The sequence below is a fragment of the Nocardiopsis sp. NPDC055824 genome (assembly GCF_053616335.1).
In genome coordinates this window covers 65,389-90,999 of sequence record NZ_JBSHDN010000001.1, presented here as the reverse complement: position 1 = coordinate 90,999, position 25,611 = coordinate 65,389, and the positions used below count along the sequence as shown (strand labels likewise).

The 25,611-nt window shown below is 68.4% G+C and carries 19 protein-coding genes and 1 pseudogene; 9 read left to right on the top strand and 11 right to left on the bottom strand.

From position 1 onward, the window contains the following. Positions 1-14: 14 nt before the first annotated feature. Positions 15-293: an acyl carrier protein gene (locus ACWGL3_RS00345; protein WP_452460564.1), complete on the top strand. Its 279-nt coding sequence runs from the start codon at positions 15-17 to the stop codon at positions 291-293. Here ACWGL3_RS00345 and ACWGL3_RS00340 read toward each other — a convergent pair. From ACWGL3_RS00340 to ACWGL3_RS00325, 4 genes are read right to left on the bottom strand one after another with little or no spacing between them, the layout of a single operon-like run. After that, positions 282-1,325: a 3-oxoacyl-ACP synthase III family protein gene (locus tag ACWGL3_RS00340; protein ID WP_452460563.1), complete on the bottom strand. Its 1,044-nt coding sequence runs from the start codon at positions 1,323-1,325 to the stop codon at positions 282-284. The genes ACWGL3_RS00345 and ACWGL3_RS00340 overlap by 12 nt on opposite strands. Further along, positions 1,322-2,629 (bottom strand): MFS transporter, encoded by a 1,308-nt coding sequence (locus tag ACWGL3_RS00335; RefSeq protein ID WP_452460562.1) that lies wholly within the window; start codon positions 2,627-2,629, stop codon positions 1,322-1,324. The genes ACWGL3_RS00340 and ACWGL3_RS00335 overlap by 4 nt, the downstream gene beginning before the upstream one ends. Beyond that, the gene (locus ACWGL3_RS00330) at positions 2,616-5,570 is read right to left on the bottom strand and encodes an ABC transporter permease (RefSeq protein ID WP_452460561.1); all 2,955 of its coding nucleotides are present in this window, start codon (positions 5,568-5,570) and stop codon (positions 2,616-2,618) included. The genes ACWGL3_RS00335 and ACWGL3_RS00330 overlap by 14 nt, the downstream gene beginning before the upstream one ends. Before the next feature lie 3 nt (positions 5,571-5,573). Then, complete coding sequence (locus ACWGL3_RS00325) at positions 5,574-6,284, bottom strand: ABC transporter ATP-binding protein (RefSeq protein WP_412759584.1); 711 nt, start codon at positions 6,282-6,284, stop codon at positions 5,574-5,576. Between the two features lie 231 nt (positions 6,285-6,515). Here ACWGL3_RS00325 and ACWGL3_RS00320 point away from each other — a divergent pair, with 231 nt between their 5' ends. Beyond that, positions 6,516-7,115: a TetR/AcrR family transcriptional regulator gene (locus tag ACWGL3_RS00320; RefSeq protein ID WP_452460560.1), complete on the top strand. Its 600-nt coding sequence runs from the start codon at positions 6,516-6,518 to the stop codon at positions 7,113-7,115. Positions 7,116-7,277: 162 nt separating this feature from the next. On the opposite strand, the gene ACWGL3_RS00315 is transcribed toward ACWGL3_RS00320, so the two are convergent. Then, the gene (locus tag ACWGL3_RS00315; RefSeq protein ID WP_452460559.1) at positions 7,278-7,502 is read right to left on the bottom strand and encodes a hypothetical protein; all 225 of its coding nucleotides are present in this window, start codon (positions 7,500-7,502) and stop codon (positions 7,278-7,280) included. 410 nt (positions 7,503-7,912) lie between these two features. Beyond that, the gene (locus ACWGL3_RS00310; RefSeq protein WP_452460558.1) at positions 7,913-8,557 is read right to left on the bottom strand and encodes a restriction endonuclease; all 645 of its coding nucleotides are present in this window, start codon (positions 8,555-8,557) and stop codon (positions 7,913-7,915) included. Between the two features lie 574 nt (positions 8,558-9,131). Here ACWGL3_RS00310 and ACWGL3_RS00305 point away from each other — a divergent pair. Beyond that, positions 9,132-9,649, top strand: a pseudogene (locus ACWGL3_RS00305) (tyrosine-type recombinase/integrase); the annotation flags it as partial. Positions 9,650-9,857: 208 nt separating this feature from the next. Continuing rightward, positions 9,858-12,107 carry a tetratricopeptide repeat protein gene (locus ACWGL3_RS00300; protein ID WP_452460557.1) on the top strand — a complete coding sequence of 750 codons (2,250 nt, stop codon included), beginning with the start codon at positions 9,858-9,860 and terminating at the stop codon, positions 12,105-12,107. 409 nt (positions 12,108-12,516) lie between these two features. Here the strand turns inward: ACWGL3_RS00300 and ACWGL3_RS00295 are convergent, their stop codons facing one another. After that, positions 12,517-12,849 (bottom strand): hypothetical protein, encoded by a 333-nt coding sequence (locus ACWGL3_RS00295; protein ID WP_452460556.1) that lies wholly within the window; start codon positions 12,847-12,849, stop codon positions 12,517-12,519. A gap of 254 nt (positions 12,850-13,103) precedes the next feature. After that, positions 13,104-14,336 carry an MFS transporter gene (locus ACWGL3_RS00290; RefSeq protein WP_452460555.1) on the bottom strand — a complete coding sequence of 411 codons (1,233 nt, stop codon included), beginning with the start codon at positions 14,334-14,336 and terminating at the stop codon, positions 13,104-13,106. 675 nt (positions 14,337-15,011) lie between these two features. Between ACWGL3_RS00290 and ACWGL3_RS00285 the strand changes: the two genes are divergently transcribed. The 4 genes from ACWGL3_RS00285 (at position 15,012) to idi (ending at position 19,549) form a co-directional block, all read left to right on the top strand. Continuing rightward, a complete protein-coding gene (locus ACWGL3_RS00285; RefSeq protein ID WP_452460554.1) occupies positions 15,012-16,415 on the top strand; it encodes a family 2B encapsulin nanocompartment shell protein in 1,404 nt (467 codons plus the stop codon). Between the two features lie 35 nt (positions 16,416-16,450). After that, on the top strand, positions 16,451-17,827 hold the full coding sequence (locus ACWGL3_RS00280) for a family 2 encapsulin nanocompartment cargo protein terpene cyclase (RefSeq protein WP_452460553.1): 1,377 nt from the start codon (positions 16,451-16,453) through the stop codon (positions 17,825-17,827). A gap of 86 nt (positions 17,828-17,913) precedes the next feature. Next, a complete protein-coding gene (locus ACWGL3_RS00275) occupies positions 17,914-18,774 on the top strand; it encodes a geranyl diphosphate 2-C-methyltransferase (protein WP_267949360.1) in 861 nt (286 codons plus the stop codon). 166 nt (positions 18,775-18,940) lie between these two features. Continuing rightward, positions 18,941-19,549 carry an isopentenyl-diphosphate Delta-isomerase gene (gene idi, locus ACWGL3_RS00270; protein ID WP_344177779.1) on the top strand — a complete coding sequence of 203 codons (609 nt, stop codon included), beginning with the start codon at positions 18,941-18,943 and terminating at the stop codon, positions 19,547-19,549. An 84-nt stretch (positions 19,550-19,633) separates the two neighbouring features. Here the strand turns inward: idi and ACWGL3_RS00265 are convergent, their stop codons facing one another. Both ACWGL3_RS00265 and ACWGL3_RS00260 read right to left on the bottom strand, forming a co-directional pair. Continuing rightward, entirely contained in the window at positions 19,634-21,505 is a 1,872-nt protein-coding gene (locus ACWGL3_RS00265; RefSeq protein ID WP_452460552.1) for a DNA/RNA helicase domain-containing protein, read from the bottom strand. Positions 21,506-21,729: 224 nt separating this feature from the next. Beyond that, complete coding sequence (locus ACWGL3_RS00260; RefSeq protein WP_452460551.1) at positions 21,730-22,737, bottom strand: hypothetical protein; 1,008 nt, start codon at positions 22,735-22,737, stop codon at positions 21,730-21,732. A 201-nt stretch (positions 22,738-22,938) separates the two neighbouring features. Between ACWGL3_RS00260 and ACWGL3_RS00255 the strand changes: the two genes are divergently transcribed. Further along, positions 22,939-23,301, top strand: coding sequence for a nucleotide pyrophosphohydrolase (locus ACWGL3_RS00255; protein ID WP_452460550.1), 363 nt, complete (start codon positions 22,939-22,941; stop codon positions 23,299-23,301). Positions 23,302-23,318: 17 nt separating this feature from the next. On the opposite strand, the gene ACWGL3_RS00250 is transcribed toward ACWGL3_RS00255, so the two are convergent. Continuing rightward, positions 23,319-25,211 (bottom strand): DUF2075 domain-containing protein, encoded by a 1,893-nt coding sequence (locus ACWGL3_RS00250; RefSeq protein WP_452460549.1) that lies wholly within the window; start codon positions 25,209-25,211, stop codon positions 23,319-23,321. Positions 25,212-25,611 lie beyond the last annotated feature (400 nt).

Genomic DNA, 25,611 nt, shown 5'->3' with positions numbered 1-25,611 from the left:
GCTTGGAGCGGGCGATGACAAAGGAATCCGTCGTGACGGAGACAATGGTCCTGGAAATCATTCGGGAGGCCGTTGACGGTGAGGGGGGACATCCCGGGAGGGAGGAACTCCTCCAGGATGTGGGGGTGGACTCCATCGCCGGGTACGAAATTCGCCTGCTGATCCGGGAACGGTGCGGTGCGCAGGTGTCCGAGGAGGAGTTCGACGGGCTGCGCAGTGTGGGGGACCTGCTGGATTTGCTCCGGTGCCGGGGAGGTGCGCCGGCGGGGCGGGGGACCGCGCTAGACGCCTGAGCCCTGCTGGCGCAGGCACATGCTTCCCCACAGGAAGCCGGCCCCGATCACGGCGAACACCGTGTGTTCGCCGGGTCGGGGGCGCCCGTCCCCCCTCAACCGGTCCAGCACGGTGAAGATCGTCGCGGCGCCGGTGTTCCCGTACTCCTCGATGGTGGTCACGGCCTTGTCCATCGGCTGCCCCAGCGCGTCCATCAGCCCGGTCACGAGGTTCTTGTTGGCCTGGTGGAACACGAAGTGGTCGATCTCGTCCGCGGTGAGGCCCGCCAGCTTCAGGGTCTCCTCCATGTTCGGGGGGATCTGGGTCATGACCTGCCGCCACACCTCGGGCCCGTCCATCTGGAGGAACTGCCGGCCCGCGCCGACCACCTCCGGCCCGAACGGCTCGCGCGCGCCCCCCGCGGGGACCTCCACCGCGTGGGACAGCGTTCCCCCCAGGCTCCACGACAGCACCCCGCTGCCCTCCTCCACGGGTCCGAGGACCGCGGCCCCCGCGGCGTCCCCGAAGAACACCCGGGTGGTGCGGTCCGCCGGGTCCGTGATGCGGGACAGGGCCTCGGCCCCGATGACCAGGACGCGTCGGAAGTGGCCGTTCTGGAGCAGGTGCACCGCCGTCCACATGCCGTACAGCCCGCCGGAGCAGGCAGCCTGGTTCATGTCGAGCGACACCGCCCCGCGCGCGCCGATCCGGTCCGCCACCGTCAGCGCAGTGGAGGGGAGCAGCTGGTCGAAGGTGAACGTCGCGACGATGACGCAGTCGATCTCGTCGGCGCCCGTCCCGGAGTCCTCCAGGGCGCGCAGCGCCGCGGCCACGCACATGTCGGACGTGTTCTCGCCCTCGGGCAGGAAGCGGCGCTCCCGGATGCCCGTCCTGGACACGATCCACTCGTCGCTCGTGTCCAGGTGGCGGCCCAGGTCCTCGTTGGTGACGACCACCCCGGGCACGTAGGAGCCCACGCCCAGGATGCCGACGGGGACCTTGTTCAGCAGGGTGTTGCCGGAGGTGGTCGAGATGTTCTCATCTGGTCTCATGGCGCTTCCTTCGCGCTGGGGGGCGCTTCGTCGGAGGACTTCCCAGCCGGGCGGTCCGGCTGTCGGGGGAAGGAGGTCAGCTCACGGGTGGCGGGCAGCGCGGTGACGAGCGCGGCCACGCCGAGCAGGAGCAGGGCGAAACCCGAGAACAGCAGAGGGGTGCCGGTGTACTGCACACCGAACCCGGCCACCAGCGGACCGAGCGGTGCCACCACCCCGGAGATGAACGTGCACGCGCTGCCCACCCGGGCCTGGAGGCGGTCGGGTGTGGTCAGCAGCTGGTAGGTGCCGAGGATGATGGAGAGCAAGGGGGCCATGGCCACGGCCACGGCCAGGGGGAACACCACGCTCCAGTGGTCGACGAGCGGGATGGCCGCCACCACCGTCAGGGGGAGCACCCAGAGGGTGACCAGGACCAGGGTCCTGGGGGAGAAGCGCCGGAGGAGGGCGGAGGCCCCCAGCGCCCCGCAGATCCCCCCGAGGCCGACCGTGCCCAGCACGGCGCCGATCGCCGCGCTCCCGACCCCCGCGTCGGCGCCGACCATGACGACCGTCAGCATCACCCCGTTGATCACCAGGTTCGGGGCGGCGCCGGCGAGCAACAGGACCTGGAGCGGGGGGCGCTCCCCGATCCAGGAGAACGCCTCCGTCCAGCGCCGGTGCCGCGGCCCCTCCACGGACGCCGCCGGCTCGCGGGGACCCTGCAACCTCTCCCGGACGAACACCAGCCCGATCGCCGCGACCGCGTGGCCCGCGGCGGCGGCGCCGAACGGCAGGACCCGCGACACCGCCATCAGCCACCCGCCCGCGACCGGCCCGAGGATCGACGCGATCTGGTTGCGCGCCTCGTTCTGGCCCACCGCGGCGGACAGCTGCGAGGGGGGCACGATGTGCCGCAGCGCCGCCCGTTCGGCGAAGCGGTAGCCCTCGTGCCCCACCACGTCGACCAGTGCCACCGCCACCACCGCCCACAGCAGCAGCGTGGAGTCGCCGACCACGACCAGCACCAGGACCAGGAACCCCATCGCCAGCGCCCGGGACCCCTGCGCGCCGATCATCAGGGCGCGCCGGTCGACCCGGTCGGCCGCGGCTCCGCCGGGAAGCCTGGCCGCGACGGCGGCGGCCCCCAGGGCGAAGGTCACCGTGCCGACCAGGGCCGGGGTGCCCCCCGAGTCCAGGAGGATGAGGGGGTAGGCCACGGCTCCCATCCCGGGACCGAACTGCGCGACGAACTGGCCGGTCCACAGGATGCGGAAGGACCGGTTGCGGCGCAGGGGGACCGGCCGGGTCTCAGGTCCGGTCACGGAGCGCCTCCGCGGGTGGGACGTCGCCCGCGCGCCGCGACGCGAGCACGGACACCAGCGTGGAGAACACGAGGGTGGCCCCGATGATCACGACGAGCACGGCCACGGGGACCGTGTAGGTCACCCCCGGCAGATCGACCCGCAGCGAGTCCACGAGGCCGGGGGACACGGCGAAGCCCAGCCCCACGCCGAGCGCGATGCCGCTCACGGTGACCACCAGCGACTCGATGAGGAAGAGCCGACGGATCCCCGAGCGCTGCATGCCGATGGCCCGCAGCACCCCGATCTGGTTGCGGCGCTCGGTGATCGACCTGATGCTCACCACGCCCAGGGCCGAGCACCCGACGACGAGCCCGAAGCCCATGAAGGCCATCAGCAGCCACTGCACGACCCCGTTGGAGGAGGCGCGGAACTCCACCTCCTCCTGGAGCGGCGTGACCGTGACCCCGTGGTCCAGCAGGGCGCGCCGGGCGGCGAGCGCGACCTCCCCGACCTCCTCACGGTCGTCGGCGGCGACGAACCAGTGCGTGGGGGAGGCGTCCTCGCCGGTGATCCTGGCCAGCCCCTCGGTCGAGGTCACGACGTCCCCGAGGTACTCGGCGCTGCGGTCCACGACCCCGATGACGCGCAGCGTGGTGGTGCCGCCGTCGGGACCGGCCACCTCCAGGCGCAGGTCCCCCGGCAGCTCCTCGTCCAGGACGTCCACGCCCTCCAGCTCCAGGTCGCTCCCGCCGCCCACGAAGGCCGCCGAGTCGCTGGGGATCATGGTCCCGGAGACGACGGCGGTGTTCGGGGAGCGGCGCAGCTCGTCCCAGACCTCCTCGGAGGAGTCCAGGCCCGGGGCCCGGAGGAAGACCGGGTAGCGGTTGCCGAGGAGGTAGTCCTCGTCGGCCCCCCAGACCCCGACCTCCTCGGCGCCCGCCTCGGCGTCGATCTGGCGGGCCCGCACGGAGGCGTCGGCGTACCCGCCGATCCGGCCCACCTCCGAGGTGTCGATGTGCGGGCTCTCCTCGAACACGCCGCGAAGATCCGGGGGCGCCCCGCCCGGGGAGACCCAGGACGCCTGGAGGTCGAACCCGCCCGTCACCGACCGGTGGTCGGCGTAGATCTGGTTGACGGCCGCGGTGACGAAGCCGCTGAGGGTGATCGTCAGGACCACGATGCTCAGCATCGCGATCGTCATCCCCGAACGGAGCCGGTTCCGGACTGAGTAGGCCACCGCGATGGGGACGACCGAGGTCATCCTCGGCAGCGGCGCCAGGAGGCGCCGCAGGGCCCGCTGCACGAGGTCGTCGTTGGACACGAACAGCCAGACGCCCGCGCCCACCAGGGCGATGCCGGAGAGGAAGAAGATCGTGATGCCGGACCCGGTCTCGCCGAACAGCTCGCTCGGCAGCGACCACAGGACGATGACCGCCACCGCCCCCGCGGAGTGGGCGAGGCGCTGCGGGACCCGCAGGCGCGGAAGCCCGGCGCCCAGCGCCCCGCACACCAGGGTGAGCCCGGTGAGCGTCTCGGTCGCGGTCCCGTTCCGCACGCCCAGGGCCGCGGTCGCGAGTCCGGCGAGCAGGGCCAGGACCGGCAGGACCACGGCCCGGCGCCGGGACCGGGGCGGAGCCTCGGCCCCGCGCAGCGCCGCAACGATGTCCACCTTCGAGGCCCGCAGGGCCACGAGCGCGAAGACCACCGCGATGACGCCCACGCCGATGAGGTAGGCGGTGGCCATGGCCACGGGGTCGAACCCGAACTCCAGGCGCGGCGGAGGCAGGGCCGGGTCCGTGACCCGGTCGCTGAGCACACGCGACGCGCCCGCCCCGACCGCCCAGCCCAGGAGGGTTCCGGCCGCGGACGCCAGGACCGCGTACCCCAGTCCTTCGAGGGCCAGGACGAAGGCGAGCCGCCCGCGTTTCATGCCCATGGCCCGCAGAACGCCGAACTCCGCGTGGCGCTCGCCGGCCAGCATCATCACGACGAGGACGATCAGGAGCACGCCCGCCACCATGGACAGCTGGCTGAACAGCAGGAACAGGGTCGACAGCTCGGTCGTGAGGCGGTCCGCGCTCTCGTGCGCGGAGGCGCGCAGGGGCTCGGCCTCCCAGTCGTTGGCGCGGGCTAGGGAGGACAGTTCGCCGTGGACGGGGTCCTCCCGTTCCTCCCAGGTGACCTCGCGGTCGTAGGCCAGGGTGACGGCGTTGACCCGGCCGGGCAGGTCGGCGATCTCCTGGAGCTCGCGCAGGGACACGACCGCGGAGGCGGGAGGCGCCAGAGGGGCGCCGGTCTCGTACACGCCGACGACGCGCATGGTGCGGCCGGCGACGGTGAGGACGTCCCCGCGTTCCGCGCGCAGGTCGCGGGAGGCGGCTGCGCTGAGCAGGATGTCGTCCTCGCGGAGGCCGTCGCGTGCCAGCGGTTCGCCCGACGAGTCCACGAGCCGGACCGCGTCGTCGTTGTTCGCGGCCCCGACCACGGTGAGCCCCGGTTCGCCGCGCTCGGTTCGCTCGTGCTCCACGGGGACGGGGAGGCTGAGCAGTGAGGAGACCGTGGTGCCGGGTTCGTCCAGGGCGTCCTCGATGGAGCGGACGTCGTCGGAGTCCAGGGCGGGCGGCCCGGTGTCGGCGGCCTCCCCCGCCTCCTCCGGCTGCTCCGGCTCCTCCCGGTCGTCCGCCTCCACCGGGGTCACGACCGCGTCGACCCCGCCCAGGTCCGCGGTCTGTTGGGCCCGCATCGCCTGGTGGAGTGCGGCCTCCAGGGTGAAGGAGGCGGAGAACAGCAGGGCGGCGAGGGACAGGCCCAACGCCACGAGAAGGGTCTGGGCCGGCCGGCGGAAGGCGTTGCGCATGGCGATGCGCACGCTCAGCCGGCCTCGCGGGGTGAGCGCCACGAGGGCGATCAGCAGCAGCGGAGAGGCCACCGCGACCACGAGGGTGAGTGCGTCGCTCATCCGTCACACCCCCGGCGAGGCGTCGGAGGGGCCGGAGGCCGGGCGCGCGGAGTTGTCCTCGACGCGGTCCACCCGGCCGTCGGCCATGTGGACCTCGCGGTCCCCGTAGGCGGCCACGTCGGGGTCGTGCGTGACCATGATCAGCGTGAGGCCGTCGGCGTGGAGCTCGCGCAGCAGGCGCAGCACCTCCGAGGTCGAGGCGGAGTCCAGGGCGCCGGTCGGCTCGTCCGCCCACACGATGGCCGGATCGTGCACGATCCCGCGGGCGATCGCCACACGCTGCTGCTGGCCGCCGCTCAACTGGGAGGGGAGGTGGCGGGAGCGGTCGGCCAGGCCCACCCGCTCCAGGGCGGAGAGCGCCCTGGAACGCGCGTTGCCGGGACGGGCCCCGCCGAGGAGCAGCGGCATCTCCACGTTCTCCAGCGCCGAGAGCACCGGGATCAGGTTGTACCCCTGGAAGACGAACCCCATCCGGCGCGCGCGCCGGACGGTCCGCTTGCGCTCGGAGAGGGCGTGGATGTCCTCGCCCTCGACGAGCACCGTGCCGCCGTCGATACCGTCCAAACCGGAGGCGCAGTTCAGCAACGTCGACTTTCCGCACCCGGAGGGCCCCATGATCGACACCCATTCGCCTTCGGCGACCGTCAGCGAGACGTTTCTGAGCGCGGAGGAGGAGGCCTGCCCCTCTCCGTACGTTTTCGTTATGTCCTTCACATGAATGACTGGGGTGGTCACAGATCGCCTCGCGGTCGTCGCGGTCGGTATGAGCATTGCCGTGGAATGAATTACTTTGTCGCGTGTATCAGCGGCGCTCTCGCAGGTGACAGGCTTCGTGACAGTCGGACTTTACTCTCCGTGACTTCGTGGATTCGATTCCGTGGGCCTGATGTCAATGTGCTCTTGCGGGTGTATTGATAATCCGCTCCGCTGTGCCATGATGGGCGGATGCCAAAAGTTGTGGACAAAGAGGAAAGACGCCGCCGGATCGTCGACGCGCTGTACAGGATCGCCGCCGAGAAGGGTGTGGAGGGGGTCAGTATTCGCGCTGTCGCAGCGGAGGCGCAGTTATCGGCGGGTGCGGTCCAGAGAGAGTTCGGCACCAAGGAGGAGCTGCTCCACTTCGCTTTCCAGGTGATCGCGGACGAGATCACTGCGTGCTTCGGGGTCTTCCAGGACGGGGTCGGGCGTCCTGCTTTTCCGGAGGTCCTGCGACAGGTGCTCGTGGATCTGCTGCCCACCGACGAGCGGCGGCTGGCCCAGGTGCGGGCCTGGAACGTCCTCTACGCGCGCGCCGTGGTCGACCCCGCGTTCGGGGAGGTGCTCTCGGTGCTGGACGACAGGCTCCGCGCCGGCTTCCTGCGGGCCCTGGAGCACGCGCGCGTCGAGGGCGAGCTGTCCTCCGTGAAGGACCCGGAGGCCGTCGCCGAGCTGCTCCTGGTGACCGTCGACGGACTGTGGGCGGGGTGCGCGAGGCTGTCCGAGGGTGACCGACCGGACCGCCAGCTGGCCGCGGTCGAGGCCGCGGTGTCCTGGCTGGCCGGGTGACGCCGCCGACCGTCCCCGGCGTGCGCGACCCCCGGGCGTCCTGAGGCGGGTCGGAGGTGGCGGGCGCTGAAGCGCGCCGGGGGGATGGCCTCCATCAGGGCAACTCCTCACTCTCTCCACGGGACCTGCGGCCGTGTGGACGGGCACAGGAGACGCCGTGGTCTACCGCCTGTTCGCGAGCATGTAAGCAATCTTCCAGCGGCGCCTTGCGCGTTCCTTGCGCGAACCTTGAACGGGGTTCGGACGGGTGTTGCCCGGGTGCTCGCGCGGCGTGGCCGGCTCTTCCCGGCCCTGGTGGACCCGGGAGACCAGCGTGGGAGCCGTCCTGGCCACCAACCGGTCCAGGTGGGTCTGGACGGCGGTGATCTCCTCGTCCGGGTCGTGCACACGCCTGGCTATAGCTCGCAGCCATTTTCGTGGCCTGAACCGGCTCATGCAGTCGGGTGGTATCGGGGCGGAGCCCGGCGCACTGGGACGTTTTACCGAGCCCGCCACGCGCGGTGATCTGTTCGGGCACCGGTGCGGGTGCGGTGGCCAGTGTGTTTTGCAGCTGATCGGGCCTTCACCGCGGAGTTGCGCCCCAGGGAGAGCAGTCTGATTGATTCGACGGTGCCGTTCGTGCTATTGGGCCTGGCGGTGGCTTCTCCAGACAGCACTTTGCGTGCCGCTGCTTCGGCATCGATCGCATCGGCCTTGCCTCTACGGGCTCTGGTGTGGGGGTGGGGTGTGTTGACCTCGACCACGTCGTCACCGGCGTCGAGCAAGGACCGGGGCCGACCGGGACGACCGGACCGGTCCTACTCGTGCCCGCGACCGCGGAGCAGCCGCTCCGCGGTTCTATTCACCACGCGCACCGGGTAACCCCCCGTGAAATCGAACGCGAACAGGGCGACACCGCGTTGGTCGGCGTACTCGACGGCGGCGTCCGTGTAACGCGAGGAGGTGAAGAACACGGCCACGTCACCGACCCGGGCCGCGCCGACCAGCTGTTGCACCTCAGGGCGCCCAACGCCTTTGGAGTCGTAACGTTTGACCTGAGCGGAGATACCCGATGCGGTGACATCGATCCCCGCGTCACCCGACGGAGGCGTGGCCCGGGCGCCCCGGAAACCCTGGCTCCGCAGCCACTTCGCCACGAATGTCTCGGCCTCTGTGGGCGTGTGGATCCGCGTCCGTGCGTGCTCCCGCGCCTCCTGCTTCCTCTCCTGCTCGGCTGCGGCCTGCGCGTCCATCACACGCGCGAGCCAGTCCTTGGGCCGGGCCGCCGCCGTGTCCTGGCCCCTTTTCGCCCGCCTGCGCCTGCGCAGAGCGGCGAGCGCCCAGTACAACAGCAAGCCGCCCACGGCCGACGGCCCAAGAGCGTCGATGAGAGCCGGCTCCTCGGAGCGGTATTCCACGAACAGGGCGGCGGAGAACGCCACCGAGACCAGGACGAAGACCACCGTGGATCGTTCTGGCCCGGTCCGGATCGCGGGCGAGCTCGCCTCGCCATCCGAAGACGACGCGGGGGAAGAGGGCGAGGGGGATGGTTCTGGAGCCACTCTGTGTCCTCTGCTGCCGAGGATGCCGACTCTTTGCAACAAATCAAGAAGAGATCAAACAAGGAAAAATTGAGCATATAGGACATACCTTGACCGCGTCCGGACACGGCCACTGCCGGGTTCGCCACAGGGCGACCGACCCTTGCTTGTCCTGCTCATGCCCCCGAACCCGCGCAAGGGCAAGAAGTAGGCCGACCACCGCCGCATCGTCAACGGCATCCTGTTCCGTGCCCCCGTGAGGAAGAACCAGACGTCGAGGTTCAGATCGCCGACCTTGTCCAGGCCGCACTACGGGGCCGCCACCGCCTCCTCGAGGTGGAGGAGGTCAAGCGCCGCATCGGTGCCGGGGTGCGCATCCGGGAAACGGTGCCGACCGTTGCGGCGTGGCCTGAGAATCCAGAAACACGGCTCCACAAAACTCAGGACATGCCACCCGGTACATGCCAGAGCCTCCATCACACCCGGAACAAGACAGTGGTCTAACACTCGGTTGACGGACGGGCAGATCGACATCCGTGTTCAGGTGGTCCAGTTGGCGTGGGAGACGGTGATGACGACGCCGAAGAGCGTGGCCGGGCAGCGCAGCATCACTTTGACCGGGACACGATCAAGGTCCTGCGCACATGGCGGCGCTTCCAACTGGAGGCCAAACTCCAAACGGGAAAGGAGTGGACGCACACGGGGTTGGCGTTCACCCGTCAGGACGGGTCGGAGTGGCATCCGGCGCAGGTCAGTGACTGGTTCCTGCGCATCTCCCGTGCGGCGGGGTTGCCGCCGATCACGCTGCACGGGCTGCGCCATGGGGCTGCCTCGCTCGCGCTGGCCGCGGGGACGGACGTGAAGGTCGTCTCCAACGAACTGGGGCACGCGACCGTCCACTTCACTCAGGACACCTACCAAACGGTGTTCCCCGACGTCGCGAAAGCGGCGGCCGAGGCCACCGCGTCGCTTCTGTGCGGCGCGCCGGTTCCTGTGAAGGCTCCGGTGTCGTAGCCGGACCGGAGAGCGCACCCGGAGCGACACGGCCCCAGTAACCCCGGGCCAGGATGTGGGTTCACCCGCCCTGGCCTGGGGTTTCCTCATGCCCGAGGGTGCCATCCCCTCGGATCAAAGGTCCTCTGGCCGCGTGTGGACCGTGGGGAATGGTTCCTCCAATTCCTGCGCCTGTACATGAAGGCAGCGAACGTACACAATCAGCTTCATGTCGCCGGACCCGCTTTCGTCGTATCTCGCCGAGACCTCCACATTCGTTGCCGACATCGGATCAGTGGTCTGGGTCGCAGGTGGTTTCTCCCAGAACGGAAGCGCTGCCCTGGTGTGGGGGGTCTGCTTCCTTGTGGTTCTGGGGTCGGGGATAGGGCTGGTCCACCGAGCACTGAGCCACCCGAAGCCCCCTCCGAGCACCACTGGGGGCCAGGGCGGAGTGAGTAGCAGGATCGATGGTGACGTGACCGGGACCGCAGTGCAGGTCGGCACCGTCATCGGCGGAATCCGTATCAGCGCCGAGCGTCACTCAGTCCCGGCCCCTTCCACGGATATGGAAGCGGTCCTGTCCACCGCGGTGCCGGTCCGCGAAGCCCTGCCCCGCCGACTGGGCGTACATGCTGCCCGCCCCGGTACCGACGACTCGGACCTGCCCCCGTACGTGCCACGCGACGCTGACGAGCTGATCCGGCGACGTGTGCGCACGGCGGCGGAGGGGGGAGGCGCCGTGCTGCTGGTAGGCGACTCCACCGCAGGCAAGTCCCGTGCCCTACTGCACGCCCTGCAACAGACGGTGCCCGAACGACACCTGGTCGCACCGTTCCCAGACACCGACCTCCCTGCTCTGGCCGACCGCATGAAGACCACACCACCTGAAGGGGAAGGCGAGCGCTGGGTCCTATGGCTCGACGACCTCGACCGCTACCTAGGGCGTGATGAGAAGGGGCTCACCGAAAGCGTGCTGAGGGTGCTCACCGCTGCGCGGACCGTCGTGGCCGCCACCATGCGCAGTGAACACTACGACGCCTACCTGGATGCATCCGGCGACGCACTGGGCGAGATGAACGAGGGCGCGGACGAAGCCCGCCTGCTCCGGCGGATCGACATCGTGGAGCTCGACCGTGTGTGGTCACCTGAAGAGGTCCGGTGCGCCGGAGAAACACCTGACCAGCGGTTGCGCGAGGCTGCAGCAAACCACGGGGTGCACGGTATCGCCGAGTACCTAGCCGCAGGTCCAGACCTGCTGGCTGAATGGCGTCGCGCCCGGCGGCACACCGGGCGGGGCGGGCACCCCCGTGGCCATGCCATGGTCGCCGCAGCCATCGACCTCGCGCGCACCGATCTGCGAACGGTGCTCACCCGGGAACTGATCTGGCGGGTCCACACCGCCTACCTGACCGACGCAGCGGCACTGCATCCCGAGCCGCTCGACGAAGCCTGGGACTGGGCACGGAAGATCCGTCTGGGGGCCAGCGGCCTGTTGGTACCTGAGTACGGAGGAGGCAAGGGGGGATGGCGTCCCTTCGACTACCTGGTCGAGGCCGCCGACACTTCGATTCCCGAGGCCGCCTGGCAGGCGGCGCTCGACTATGCCTCGGACACCGGTGAACACATCCGCGTCCTTTCAGCGGCCGACCGCTTGGGAAACCGCGAATTCGCGTACTCAGGGTCGCGCTCCTTAGCCGACACGGGGCATGTCGGGGCAATGAGACTCCTGATTCATTGGGAGCGGCGTTCCGGGCGCTTCCGGGAGGCCGAGGAGTGGTCCCGCAGGGCCGTGGCCGCCGGGAGTATCGGTGCTATGAGAGAGCTCGGCCATGCACTCCGGATGCAGGGGAACGCCGATGAGGCGGAGGAGTGGCTGCGCAAGGCTGTCGACCACAACGACCGGTTTGCCATGAACGGTCTCTACAGCCTGCTCCGTGAGCAGGGGCGGACCGAGGAGGCCCTGAGCTGGTACCGAAAATCCGCTCTCTCGGGTGACCCGCTGGCGCTCTATGGATACGGCCGCATGCTCGCCGACCAAGGGCGTCCTGATCTGTCCGAGCAATGGTATCGAGAGGCCATCGATCACGGCCTAGACTCCGCTATGGTTGACCTCGGATCATTACTCCAGGAGCAAGGGCGTTTTGATGAAGCCGAGGAATGGCTCCTGAAGGCCACTGGGAATGGAGATGAGAATGCCGCTGCCGCGCTCGGAGTTATGTTGGTTGAATGTGGACGTCCTGCGGAATCAGAGCCCTGGCTCCGCAGGGCGGTCGCCAGCGCCGTTCCAGTTATTGAATGGCTTGCAGTAGCGCTCATGCAGCAGGGAAAGGATGCAGATGCTGCAGCCTGGATCCGCGAATACGGTGACGAATACAAAGCGTCCTTAGTGTCTCTGCTTCTCTTCGCTGTGGGAGGGGGAGAAGAAGTGGCACGGTGGGAGAAGATGAAGGATAAGTGGTGCGATCCTGATTCCGACTAGCAAAATGCCGTCATTCCGATGGTCTCGGGTTCCGGGCTCTGGTTGGTGGGCGCCGAAAACCTTAACGGCCGTGCGCGGCCTGTGGGGCCCTACGGCGTACATGGCGGCCCGGGCGGGCGTCGGGGCGGCTATGGGGCGTTGGTGGGCGGACGCGGGCCGTCCCGGCTCGGTGCCCGTAGCGTCACGGGATGGCAAAATGCTCCGTGAGGTCCTCGTCCACCTGTACCGGACCTTGTACTGGGGAGCACACGGGGAGTATTTCAGGCCCCGAACGACGACGAGGACCTCTTCCGAGATCCTCGTGAACCCCGTTTGAACTGGGGTTTTGTGGCGCACCCGGCAGGATTCGAACCTGCGGCCATCGGATGAGAAGTCCGCTGTCGAGACGCTGCAGGCCGGCCTGTGCGACTCAGACGTCGCAGCTCTGGCAGCGGCGCGTGGCGACTCGCGCCGTGTTACCGTGCGTGGCCTGAGCGGGGCTCCCCTCGCTGATGCGTCTCCACAGCTGAGGGTCGGGTTCGGGGATCCACCCCCACTGCGGTGCCGTGACCTCGTTGTCGTTCTGGTGCATGCAGCCAGGGCGGTGGGCCACGCCACGCGGTGAGACGAGGACGGCGCCGGCGGGGAAGACGGAGCCCGCCGCCACGGTGCCGGTACGGGTCCGAGCGGTCCCGTCGTCCTTGCCGAGGGAGCAGGCGCAGCCGCCGCCGATGGGGAGTTCGCAGAAATCACAGCGTTCCATGGGCCCCATCCTGCGCGACCCCTGTGACGATCGGGTGTGAGGCGCACGTCCTGAGCGGGAGGCCGCCGACGTGTTGCCTGGTCCGGGAGGCATGGCCGGATACGGCCACCTTCGGAAGAGAAGGTGCCAGGGGAGCGAACGCTCTGTCCCCCGAAGGGGGCCCCGGGGCCCTCATCACTCGTCGGCCCCCGATAGGGGGACGGGTTCTACGGTCCGGCCCGCAACACCTGAGCGTCGCCACACGGGGCCGGGCGTCAGTCCGCGGGAACGCTCTGCGAGAGCACACGGGTCCGCAACAGCGGGACGGCCCTGGCCATCACCGCGGACATTGCGAGGCAGTAGCCGCCCAGCGCGGCCAGCTGGGCGGGGTAGGGGACCCCCGCGTCGATGAGCAGACCCGCCATACCGGGACCGGCGGCGGAGGCGAACACCAGGACCGCCACGACCACCGACCGGATCGAGCCCAGGTGCGCGGTCCCGTAGACCTCCGGCCACACCGCGCCGAACAGGCTCAGGGAGAGGCCGTTGGTGACGCCGTACAGCGCCATGAAGGCGAACGCGCCCCACTGGCCGGCCACCGAGGCCAGCACGACCAGGCCGAACCCGAGCGGCAGCAGGTAGACGGGCACCAGCCGCATCGCGCTGAACCGGTCGACCAGCTGTCCTCCGACCAGGTTGAACACGACGGTGGTCACCGCGTACACGGTGAACGCCGCGGCGAACGCGGCTGGCGCCCACCCGCGTGACTCCACCAGGTACACCTGGTGGAAGAACACGGTGTTGCCGATCAGGGCGGGAGCAGCCATCGCCGCCGCGACCAGGTAGAAGCAGGGGTCGCGCAGGGCCTGGCGGCGGGTCCAGTCCCGTGCCCGCAGCTCCCGGCCTCCCTCCAGCACGGGGTCGGGTTCGCGCTCGGCGCTCATGAGCGCCGTGACCGGCCAGACGAGGACGAGCAGGAGCACCGCGGCCGCCCACCAGGTCCCGCGCCATCCGGCCAGGGCGGCGAGTGCAACCACGGCCAGGGGCAGGAGCGCTTCTCCGGTGTTCAGTCCCAGCGTCGCCACCGAGGTGGCGCGTCCCCGCTCGCGGCCGAACCACCGGCCCATGAGCGTGAACGAGGTGTGCGTCATCATCCCCTGGCCGAACAGGCGCAGGAGGAACAGCGCCACGAAGAGGGCGGCGACGTGTGACGACAGTGCCATCGCCGCCGCGCCCGCGGCCAGGAACGCGAAGACCCCCAGGACGACCCCCGCCGTGCCGAAGCGGTCGACGACCGAACCGATCTGCGTCAGGGCCAGAGCGCTCGCCAGGGTCGCGAACATGAAGAGCGAGCCGAACTCCCCGTGGGAGAGGCCGTACTCCGCCCGGATGTCGCCGGCGGACAGCGAGACGAAGAAGGTCTGTCCGAAGGAGGACATGAGGAAGAGCGCGAACCCGCCGAGGAGCCACCGCCGGTTCGAGTGCAGGAAACGCAGGTAGCCGGACATGCCCACTCTTCGCTTGTCGTGTTCCGGCCCGCTCCGGGACCGGCCGGTCTCCTCGTGGGCCGGGCCCCAGGGCCCGGAGGGAGAGACGCAGTCGCGGCCGATCCTAGCCAGGTCCCTGACCCGGCCCCTGCGGCGGGTCCGGCGCCGCTCCGTCCGTACGGGCATCCGCTTTGGGAACACACGGGAAGCTGTAACCGGTTGTCCGAAAACACCACCTTTGGAGTTCGGAGGACGCGCCGGGGCCCTCTTTTTCAAGAGGAGTTCATGTCGTGTTATGTCATCGCCTTTCGGTCAAAAGGGATGGCTGTGCCTTGCGTATGGTGCGGTCAATACTGTGGGGTTTTTCGTCATCCTTTGTCACGTTACGGGGGTGGTTTGAACTGGGGTCGAAGGGGGAGAACGGAGGATTCTCTCGGGTTCTTCATGAAAGGTCGAGCATGGGCAGTGGGTTTTGGTAACCCCTGTTCGGAGTGGGAAAAACGCGATTCCGCTGCGATGTCCGGCGGCGCTCTCCTAGGGTGATCAGCGGTTTACGGGACGCGGGCTCTGGGGCCACCAGGGTCGGGCGACTCACGTAGGCGTTCAGCCAACCCTCCTTCCCCTCGCCCGTCCCGTGGGCTCCCCCGAGGACCCACGGGACGGGTACAACGACCACCACGAGGAGAGACTCCGCGGATGTCGATCGACTCAGCCCCCGAGGTACGAACCAGCGAGCAGCGGAGCCTTGCGACCGCAGCGGCGCGCAACCTCGCCACCACCACCAAGTCCGTGCCGCAGATGCAGGGCATCAGCTCCCGCTGGCTGCTGAAGATGCTCCCGTGGGTCCAGGCCGACGGCGGCGCCTACCGGGTCAACCGGCGCCTGACCTACACCATCGGCGACGGCCGGATCGACTTCGAGCAGACCGGCTCCGAGGTCCGCGTCATCCCGGCAGAGCTCGGCGAGCTCCCCGTGCTGCGCGGCTACGAGGACATGGAGGTGCTGCAGGCCCTGGCCGGGCGCTTCGTCCAGCAGGAGTTCGAAGCCGGGCAGGTACTGGCGCAGGAGGGGACCCCGGCCGACCACCTCTACCTCCTGGCGCACGGTCGCGTGCACAAGACCAGCAACGGCCACTACGGCGAGGTCAACCGCCTCGGCGTCCTGGCCGACGGCGACAAGTTCGGGGACCGCTACCTCCTCGACACCGACCCGGTCTGGGACTTCACCGTCAAGGCGGCGTCCTCCGGTGTCCTGCTGGCGCTGCCCCGTCGCGAGTTCATCGCCCTCCTGGACGACTCGCCCAGCCTCCAGGCGCAGGTCCAGCACTTCCTGTCCGTTCCCGAACACCGGCAGAACAAGCACGGCGAGGCCGAGATCGCCCTGTCCTCCGGCCACGTCGGCGAGACCGAGCTGCCCGGCACCTTCGTGGACTACGAGCTCAAGCCCCGCGAGTACGAGCTGAGCGTGGCCCAGACCGTGCTCCGGGTGCACACCAGGGTCGCGGACCTCTACAACAAGCCGATGAACCAGACCGAGCAGCAGCTGCGGCTGACCATCGAGGCGCTCCGCGAGCGCCAGGAGTCCGAGCTGGTCAACAACCGCGACTTCGGCCTGCTCCACAACGCCGACTTCAAGCAGCGCATCCAGACCCACGAGGGCCCGCCCACCCCGGACGACCTCGACGACCTGCTGAGCATGCGCCGCAACACCCAGTACATGTTCGCCCACCCCAGGGCCATCGCCGCCTTCGGCAAGGAGTGCAACAAGCGGGGGCTGAACATCGGCACGGTCGACGTCAACGGCCACCACCTCCCCGCCTGGCGCGGCGTGCCGCTCCTGCCGTGCGGCAAGATCCCGGTCTCGGAGCACCACACCTCGTCGATCATCGCCATCCGCACCGGCGAGGACAACGAGGGCGTCATCGGGCTCCACCAGACCGGCCTCCCCGACGAGGTCGAGCCCGGCCTCAACGCCCGGTTCATGGGCATCGACGACAAGGCGATCATCTCCTACCTCGTCAGCACCTACTTCTCCGCCGCGGTCCTGGTCCCCGACGCCATCGGCATCCTGGAGAACGCCGAGGTCCGGCCCCGTGCCTGAGCGCCCGACACTGTCAGGGAAGGAGGACTGAGACGGTGTCACTGATGGCCCGGATGTCCGCCTCCACCGCCACACACAAGGCGGCGGACCTGGTGGACGCCCTGCTCCGCGACTCCAACCGACCCGGAAGACCGGACCTGCTGGCGCCCCCGGCGGTACCGGCACCGCAGGAAGGCGTGCCGGAGGGACCCGCCGCTCCGCGCCTCCCCGGCGGGCCCACGGGGCTCGGCGTCTCGGCGGCCACGATCCGGCTCCCGGCCCCGCCCGCCCGGCAGCGCGCCGCGGTTCCCCTCGGGATTCCGGCTCCGGGCCGCACCGGCGTCGGAGCGCGGACCGTCCCGCGGATCCCCGCGACGCCGCCCGGCGCCGGGAGCTTCGGCTCCCACGGGGGCGGGCCGTCTCCGGACACCGCCCGCCCGGCGGAGTCCCGACGCCCGCCAGCGGACAGCGCGTCCGCCGTGCCCGTGCTGTACTGCCCGCCGGCCCTCCGCGACGACCCCGCCCTGGGCGACGAGGTCGACGACCGGCTCGTCGAGTGGGCCGCGGAGGTGGGGGTCTACCCCGGCCAGCTCGACCGTGTCCGGTCGGCCGGGTTCGGACGCCTCATCATGCTCGCCCACCCCGAGACGGACGACCCCGACCGCCTGCTGGCGGCGGCCAAGTGCGCCCTGGCGGAGTGGTCCGTGGACGACCACTACGTCGACGGCGAGGTCGAGGAGGCGCAGCCCGAGCTGCTCGGGCAGCGCCTGGCCATCGCCCACTCGGTGATCGACCAGGCCCACCTCCCGCTGAGCTACGCGCCCCAGCTGGAGGAGGTCGTCCAGGGCGACCCGGTGATGGTCGCCCTGCGCTCCAGCCTGAAGAACCTCGCCCGCTACGCCTCGTCCGCCCAGGTGCGCAGGCTCCGGCACGAGCTGGCCATCATGTTCGTGGCCTACAACCAGGAGGGCGTCTGGGCGGCGACGGGGCAGCGGCCGCCGGTCTGGGAGTTCCTCATGCACCGGCACGAGAACAGCTTCGTGCCCTGCATGGCGCTCATCGACGCCGTCGCCGGCTACGAGCTCCCCGCGGAGGAGTTCTCCGACCCCAGGGTGCGCCGCGTGTTCACCCTGGCCGGATCGGCGACCGTGATCGTCAACGACCTGTACTCGATGGGCAAGGAGGACCCCTCCGACTTCAGCGTCCCCCGGCTGATCGCCACCGAGGACGGGTGCTCCGAGCGCGAGGCGATCGAGCGCACCGTCGTGCTCCACGACGAGCTGATGCACACCTACGAGGCGGAGGCCTCCGCCCTCGCCCTCACCGGCTCACCCGAGCTGCGCCGGTTCCTGGCAGGCGTGTGGGCCTGGTGCGGCGGCAGCCGCGAATGGCACGCCCGCACCGCCCGCTACCACGGGACGGGCACCGCCTGAGGGGGATCACGGCCCCCTGCACGTCACCACCGCGGCCCGGGCCCTGCCCGGGCCGCCTCCGGAAACCACCACAAGGAGTACACGCGATGACCACCACCATGCCCTCCTCGGACAACGTGCTGCGCACCGACTACCAGAAGTCCGTCGCCGCGTACTGGAACGCGGAGAAGGACCCCGTCAACATCCGCCTGGGCGAGGTCGACGGCTTCTTCCACCACCACTACGGGATCGGCGACTACGACCCCTCCGTCCTGCAGGGGCCGGAGGAGACCCGCGAGGCGCGCATCATCGAGGAACTGCACCGCCTGGAGTCCGCCCAGGCCCAGGTGCTCATCGACCACCTCGGCGACATCAGGCCCGAGGACCGCATCCAGGACACCGGCTCCGGCCGGGGCGGTACCAGCTTCATGGCCAACCAGCGGTTCGGCTGCTACGTGGACGGCGTCTCGATCTCCCAGCAGCAGGTCGACTTCTCCAACGAGCAGGCGCGCGACCGGGGCGTGGACGACAAGGTCCGCTTCCACTTCCGCAACATGCTGGACACCGGCTTCGAGACGGGGTCCATGCGCGCCAGCTGGAACAACGAGTCGACCATGTACGTCGACCTCTACGAGCTCTTCAGCGAGCACGCCCGCCTGCTCCGGTACGGCGGCCGCTACGTCACCATCACCGGCTGCTACAACGACGTGACCGGCGGACGCTCCAAGGCGGTCAGCCGCATCGACGAGCACTACACGTGCAACGTGCACCCCCGCAGCGCCTACTTCAAGGCGATGGCGGCCAACAACCTCGTCCCCATCAGCGTCGTGGACCTCACCGCCGACACGATCCCCTACTGGGAGCTGCGCGCCCAGTCCTCGGTCGCCACCGGCGTGGAGGACCCGTTCCTGACCGCCTACAAGGAGGGCAGCTTCCACTACCTGCTCATCGCCGCCGACAAGGTCTGACCCCAGGCCCGGCGCGCGGGCGCTCGCCGGTCTCGCACCGAGCGCCCGTACCGATCTTCCAGACCCCCCGTAGCCCACAGCCCGGGCACCGCAACCGCGGACGGGGACGACGGGCCCGCGACGCGGGCCCGTCACCCCTTCCCGTCCGCCCGACCGAAGGATCCACATGAGCACGCACCCCGCCGCCGGCCGCCCCGGAACCGCCGCCACCGTCCCGCCCGGAGACCGCCCCGACGGCCGGATCATGCTCGAACTGGTCGACGAGGCGGGGACGACCATCGGCACGGCCGAGAAGCTCTCCGCGCACCTGGCCCCCGGACGGCTCCACCGCGCCTTCTCCGTCTTCCTCCTCGACGAGCACGGCCGGCTCCTGCTCCAGCGCCGCGCCCTGGGCAAGTACCACTCGCCCGGTGTGTGGTCGAATACCTGCTGCGGCCACCCCTACCCCGGCGAGCCGCCGTTCGCGGCCGCGGCCCGCCGCGTCGGCGAGGAGCTGGGCGTGGCGCCCGCGCTGATGCGCGAGGCCGGCACCGTGCGCTACCACCACCCGGACCCGGACTCCGGGCTGGTCGAGCAGGAGTTCAACCACCTGTTCGTGGGCCTGGTGGACGGCGTTCTGAGCCCCGACCCCGACGAGATCGCCGAGACCGCCTTCGCCGACCCGGAGGAGCTGGCGAAGCTCGTGGGCGCGGACCCGTTCTCCGTGTGGTTCACGACGGTGCTCGACGCGGCCCGGCCGGGACTGCGCGAACTGGCGCCCGCAGCCGGCTGGTAGCCGTTCCCGGCCCCGGTGCGCGCCGGGGGCCGTCGGCGGCCCGATCGTCCGGCCGACGGACCCCGGGGCCCTCCGCGACCGCGCTCAGCCCGCCTTCGCGGTCAGCCCGGTCAGGAACTCCTGCGTCTCGGGGTCCGTCGAGTACAGGACTGTGCCCCGCATACCCCGTGTGAGCAGCACCTTGTAGGTGTTGCGGATGAGGGCCTCCGCCTCGGTGTCCGTCGTCTTCTTCCCCATGGCGGGATCCTTGTTGGCCATGCGGTCGATGACCAGGCGACCATCCCGGAAGAGCAGGTCCGGCCCGAGGATCACACCGGACCAGTCGTACTCGAACCCCTGCGCCGTGTACACACATCCCACCTGGTCGAATCCGCCCTCCTCGGTCGCCCACAGGGCGCTCGGGGGCACCCCTGGAAGCCATCGGTCCAGGCGGCTGTTCCACGGACGTTCCCAGTCGCCGATACGGACGTCGTTCTCCAGGGGACGGTCCTTCTCGGCCTTGCTCCAAGTCCAGCAGTACCCGGCGCTCAGCCGTGCGGTGTACCCCTGCTCCAGGGTGGGACGCAGGGCGTCGTCCATCTCGACGGGGGATGACGCTGTGCTCAGGACGAAGTTCTCGTCCCCCTCCCAGGGAACCGGACCGCCCGGAACCAGTCCGAGGAGGCGGAGAACCCACTGCTCGTAGAGGGCGCTGCCACCGCACCGGAACTGCCCGGACAGGTCGACCTGCTGGACGCCAAGGCCCATGTCCTCCGCGTGCCGGCGGATGGTCTCCACCGTGCCCATCTCCCCGGGTCGCACGACCTGGTGTTCGTCCAGGAGGAAGACGGGCACCCTCGCCGCGGAGAGCAGCTCCTCCACCTGTGACCTGCCGGTGCGCAGTGCGGCCTTCGTGTACCTGTTGGCCGAGGTCTCGCGGATGCGGTGCGACTCGTCGCAGATCAGGACCTCGAACTGGTTCTTCGAGGCCTCCATGAAGCTGTTGAAGTACTTGAACAGCTCCTGCACCCGTGGACTCCGCTTGCCCGCCACCTTGCGCATGGTCGTGGTGAAGGCGCGAGAACCCGTCGCGTGCATGGTGCTGATCCCCTTGCGGGAGAGCTCGCCCAGCAGGGACAGAGCGATCACGCTCTTGCCGCTCCCCGGGCCGCCGCTGATGATCACCGCAGTCTTGCGGTCCTCCTCGTGGGCGCGTTCCACCGCGTGCATGACCATCCGGAATGCTGTGTGCTGTTCGTCCAGCAGCGTGAACTGCGTGCGCTCCTTGACCTCGGCCGCGGCGACCTTCATCAGCTGCTTACTGGGGCGGATCTTTCCGCTCAGAAGCCTGTCCGCGGCATCGGCGCCGGGCCGCGGGGCGAGCCTGCTGCGGAGGAAGTCGAGAAACTCGCCGCGCCGCTGGGCGGTGAAGAGCCGGCCGTTGCCGTCCTGCGGCAGGTCGAAGAGGTCACGGATGGCCGGGTCATAGGCGTTGTGCAGGTAGGCGGCGCCGCGGATCTGCTTCTCGGGATCGGTGACCGAGGAGACGAAGTCGCCGATGTAGGAGCAGTAGTCGCGCACCTGCAGGACGGGGTGGAGCTTCGGTCCGCCGGGCTGGTGGGGGACCAGCACCATGGTCGGGTCCTCCTCCCACGACTCGGCCTCGCTCCACTGCTTGAGCTCCACGACCACGTAGCTGTCGTCGTCGGTCTCCGGGTGGTGGCCGGCGAGCACCACGTCCACGCGCTTGTCGGAGAGCGGCAGACGGTACTCCATGAGCACCTCGACATCGCCCAGCCCCGCGTCGACCAGGTCGGTGGCGAGTGCGGGCAGGCTGCGGTTCCAGGAGCGGACCTCGGCGGGGCTGGGGGAGCGACCGGTCGCGTACCGCAAGTGCTCGGCGAGTAGCTGACCGAGTTCTTCCTCGAGGGGCGAGAAATGGGACAGGGACGCGGCGGATCGGCGGAAAGCCGTCAAAACAGACTCCAGAGCAGCACGAAAGAGGAACTCGTGCGGGTGGAGGCGTGTCCTACGGGGCAGGAAGCCTGTCGGGCCGCGAGAGGTACTGGCCCAGGCTAGCGATGCCGCAGCGGGTAGGACGGTTCTTCACCCACACGGGTCGGAGGATGGGTGCGGGGAACCCGTGAGGAACGTGTCAGGAGAGCGGGAGCCTCAGGGCCGCGGTAGCAGTGGTGTCTTTCCTACGCCTTTCCCAACGCCTTGGCGCGATGGAAGGCGTAGAAATCCTTGCTGTGCGGGCTCATCGCTGAACACGCCCTTCCATCGAGAGCCTTTGCCGCTTGAGCCAGCTCGGGCGTGTCCGCACTGGACGGAGCGGTGCGCACGAAGCCTTCCTCGTCGACGTAGACGTAGCCGTGCTCGAAGAGTTCGTCACACCCGAGGGCACACGCAGGCATGATGTTCGCGAGCTGGAGGTATTCCTCCAACTGGCAGTACTTCCGTGCCTTGATGTGGGCCGCGCGTACCACGGTCGCAGGCAGGGTGCGCCCGCACAACGCACAGTCGAGGTACTTTGCGGCACCGAACTTGCCCTTCTTGAGGTCCCGCTGCTCCTTACGAACCTTCTTCCATGCCTTGCTGTCGACTTCGGCCTTCTTGAAGTCGATCAGTCCGGCCTTCTTCGGGTCGGGCTGTGAGACGACCTCAGGCTCGACCGGTTCCGGTTCTTCGATGGGCTCGACCTCGGCTTGACCGGTGAAGCCGGTGAAGGCGAGTGCCTCCGAGCCCACGGTGATGGGCGCACCTTGGTTGTTCCCGGACTGCAGAAGGGCCGCCACGACTTCAGGACCGAGGGAAGCTCCGACCATGTCCTCCTCATCCCAAAGGATCTCGAATTCGATCCGGTTGGGATAGATGATCAGGCCCTGTTCCTGCTCGTCGGTCCAGACGGGAATCGTGCCCTGGTACAGGGGCTTGGTCACGCGGGTCATCATCACGTGCCCGAAGGAGACACTGAGCGGGTCCTTCCCCTTGTTACCACGCGGCCCCAGGGGGACACGGTGGCCGAAGACCATGTGGTCTTGGGAGCTGAGGGAGGCAACGACATCGCGGGCACTGTGCGGCTGGCCCTTCATCGTCTGGTTGAGCGCATCGTCCTTCCATCCCCAGATGAGCTTGTCCTTGCCGATCTGGTAGTTCTCCGGCGAGGGGTACTTGGTGGGGACATACACGAAGACGAAGGAAGGCATGTGGCCTCACAGGAGAGCGTGTGCAGGTACGGGGAACGTTGTACCGCACGGCACCGACCAAGCAGACCACCGTCTGTGACGTGTAGCGCCTGTCCCAGGGGCGGCCTCAGGCCGCGGAGAAGCGCTCGGTCGGCATACAACGGTGGTCGGTGACCCGTCAGCGCCGTGCGAACGACGTCAAGAACCTGGTATCTGTCAGACATGGGAATCTCTTCGTTGCAGACCATGCTCGCCGACTTCGCCGAGGACCGGGAGTGGGAACAGTTCCACAACCCCAAGAATCTGGTCATGGCTCTGTCGGGTGAGGTGGGTGAACTGGCGGCCGAGTTCCAGTGGCTGACGCCCGAGCAGGCTGCGCAGGTCATGGACGATCCGGAGCATGCAGCAGCGGTGAGTCAGGAACTGGCCGATGTGTTCTCGTACCTTCTGCGCCTGGCCGACGTGCTGAGCGTGGATCTGGAAGAGGTCCTACGGGAGAAGGTCGCTCTCAACGCTGAGCGCTACCCCGTGGAGCAGTCTCGAGGGAACGCGTTGAAGTACACCGCACACCAGAACGGAGGGTGAAAGGAACTTGGCTCGACTCAGGTCCTGGAACCGTCCCAGCCGAGTTTCGGGACACCGAGGGCTGCGAAGTAGCGGTTCGTCTCCGGATCCGTGGAGTGCAGAACAGCCCCCTTGAGACCTCGGGTGGCCAGAATCCGGTAGATCTTGCGAACGGTCAGGTCGAAGCCGCGCTCCTTGTCGATGAGGGTGTCGTGGTTGGACGCGGGGTTGGTGCGCCAACGTCCTCTCCGCCACACGAGATCGTCACCGAAGAGGACACCCGCGTAGTCGTACTCGAACCCTTGCGCGGTGTAGACACATCCGATCTGATCGACTCCACCCGCATCGGTGGCCCAGAGGAATGAGGGGGGAATTTGCCCCAGATAGCGGTCCGACGACGAGTTCCAGGGCCGTTTCCAGTCTCCGATGACGATGTCGTTCTTGAGACCTTGAGAACTGGGTTTGCTCCAAGGCCAGCAGAAGCCGGCGGCGATTCGTGTACCGAATCCTTCCTGCATTCTCTGATTCAGGAAAAATTCCATGGCAGCGGGATCGGGCGCTACACGCAGTTCGAAGTTCTTCAGGTTTGGCCATGGCGCAGGAGGCTGGTCGGGGGCGAGTCCGAGGAGGCGGTCGATCCAGTCGATGTACTCAGGGGAACCCCCGCATCGGAACTGGTGTCGGAGGTCGATCTGATGCACTTCCAGGCCGAGCTTCTGTGCAGCCCAGCGGATGAGTTTCACGGAACCGACTTCGTTGGAACGAATGCTCTGGTGATTGTCCAACAGGAAGACTGGAACTCTGGCCGCTTGGATCAACTCGACGACTTGCGGCCGGGGGCTTTTTTGCTTTGAACGGCGGCGCAAACGGTGAGCCTCATCGGCAATAAGGACATCCAAACTGTTTCCTTTGGCTGTGGTAAAGTTGTTGAAGTAACTGAACGCCAGTCCCTGTGCTCTAGAAGTCTTGGCGATGTTATTCCTGAGTGTCTTCGTGAAAGCCTGACTGCCGGTGGCGTGAACCGCAGTCGTTCCGTCGGCGTTCAAGGAGCGCATGAGTTCAAGCGCAATGACACTCTTGCCTGTGCCTGGAGCACCGACGATCACGATCACCTCCTTGTGCTGACTGGCTCGAGACCGCCGCAGCTGGCCTCGCACGTAGTCATAGGCTTCACGCTGTTCGTCAACCAAAGGGAAGATCGTGCGTTCGCCTAGGCCATCGGCGATTGAAGACATCAAGGGTTCTGTGGATCGCACTGTGGCTGCCAGTAGTTCCTGGGTGTGCTCCTCAGAGTTCTCTGGGGTCAGGACTTTCTGGAGGGCCTGTATGAAACTCGTCCTCTGGTGGCCGCCGAACATACGGCCGTGGTTCTTGTCCGGTGATGTGGGGAACTCGGCTCCAGGCATACCAGTCAGGGAAATACGTTTAATGGTCTCGGCCCCAGCGTTGTGCAGGTTGGCGATGAACGTCACCTGGGCGCGACGGAGTAGAGGCACGAAGCCCTTGAGGACCTGCTGGTATCCCCAGGCCTGATTGACAGGATGTACATAAGACCGGGATCCTGGTTTGTCGGAAAGGGTGACGAGTTCGTGGTAGCGCACCGGGTAGCCGTTGGACCACTGCTTGTTCTCGATGACTACCACGGACATAAGATTGGTCCCAGGCTGCGAACCTACGAGGACGGCGTCGATGCGAAGATCTGCGATGGGAAGCTGCAGTTCAAGAAGCATCTGTACTTCACCGAGGCCGGCATCCATGAGGAGATGAGCGAGGTGTGATGTGCTCTTCTCCCAGGACTCGACCTCTTTCTCGTTCGGTTCCTGATCCGTTGTCTCACGAAAACTCTTCCTCATTGCCGGGATGAACTGACCCTCCTGTAGAGCGGCAACGACTTCTGAGGCGGTTGCCTGGTAGAGGCAGTGCAGACCCACGGGCTGTGACTCCTTCATGATGCTGCGACCGCATGGCGGCCACGAGATGAGCGGGAGCAACCTAGCTCGGCAGTCGGACAGACGCCAACTCGTTCTGAAGAAAACAGGACCAAAGTACTTCGCGGATATCAGCTGTGATCCGGATCCGGCAGCCCTGGCTCATGGCCGTGTCCGACAGCAGGCCGAACAGCCTGGGTTCGGATAGCGAGCGGATCCTCATCGCCGAACCGTGACGCCTCGACATCCTCACCTCCACCAAGGACATCCATCACCTCGCCCCGACTACACCTGACAACCACCCCTCGTTGCTGAAGCTGTGCTTGAGAACGAGTCTGAGCTGAAGAAGAGGCGGCGATGGACGAGCTTTCGCTGACGTCTACGACGATCCCAGCGCTCCGAC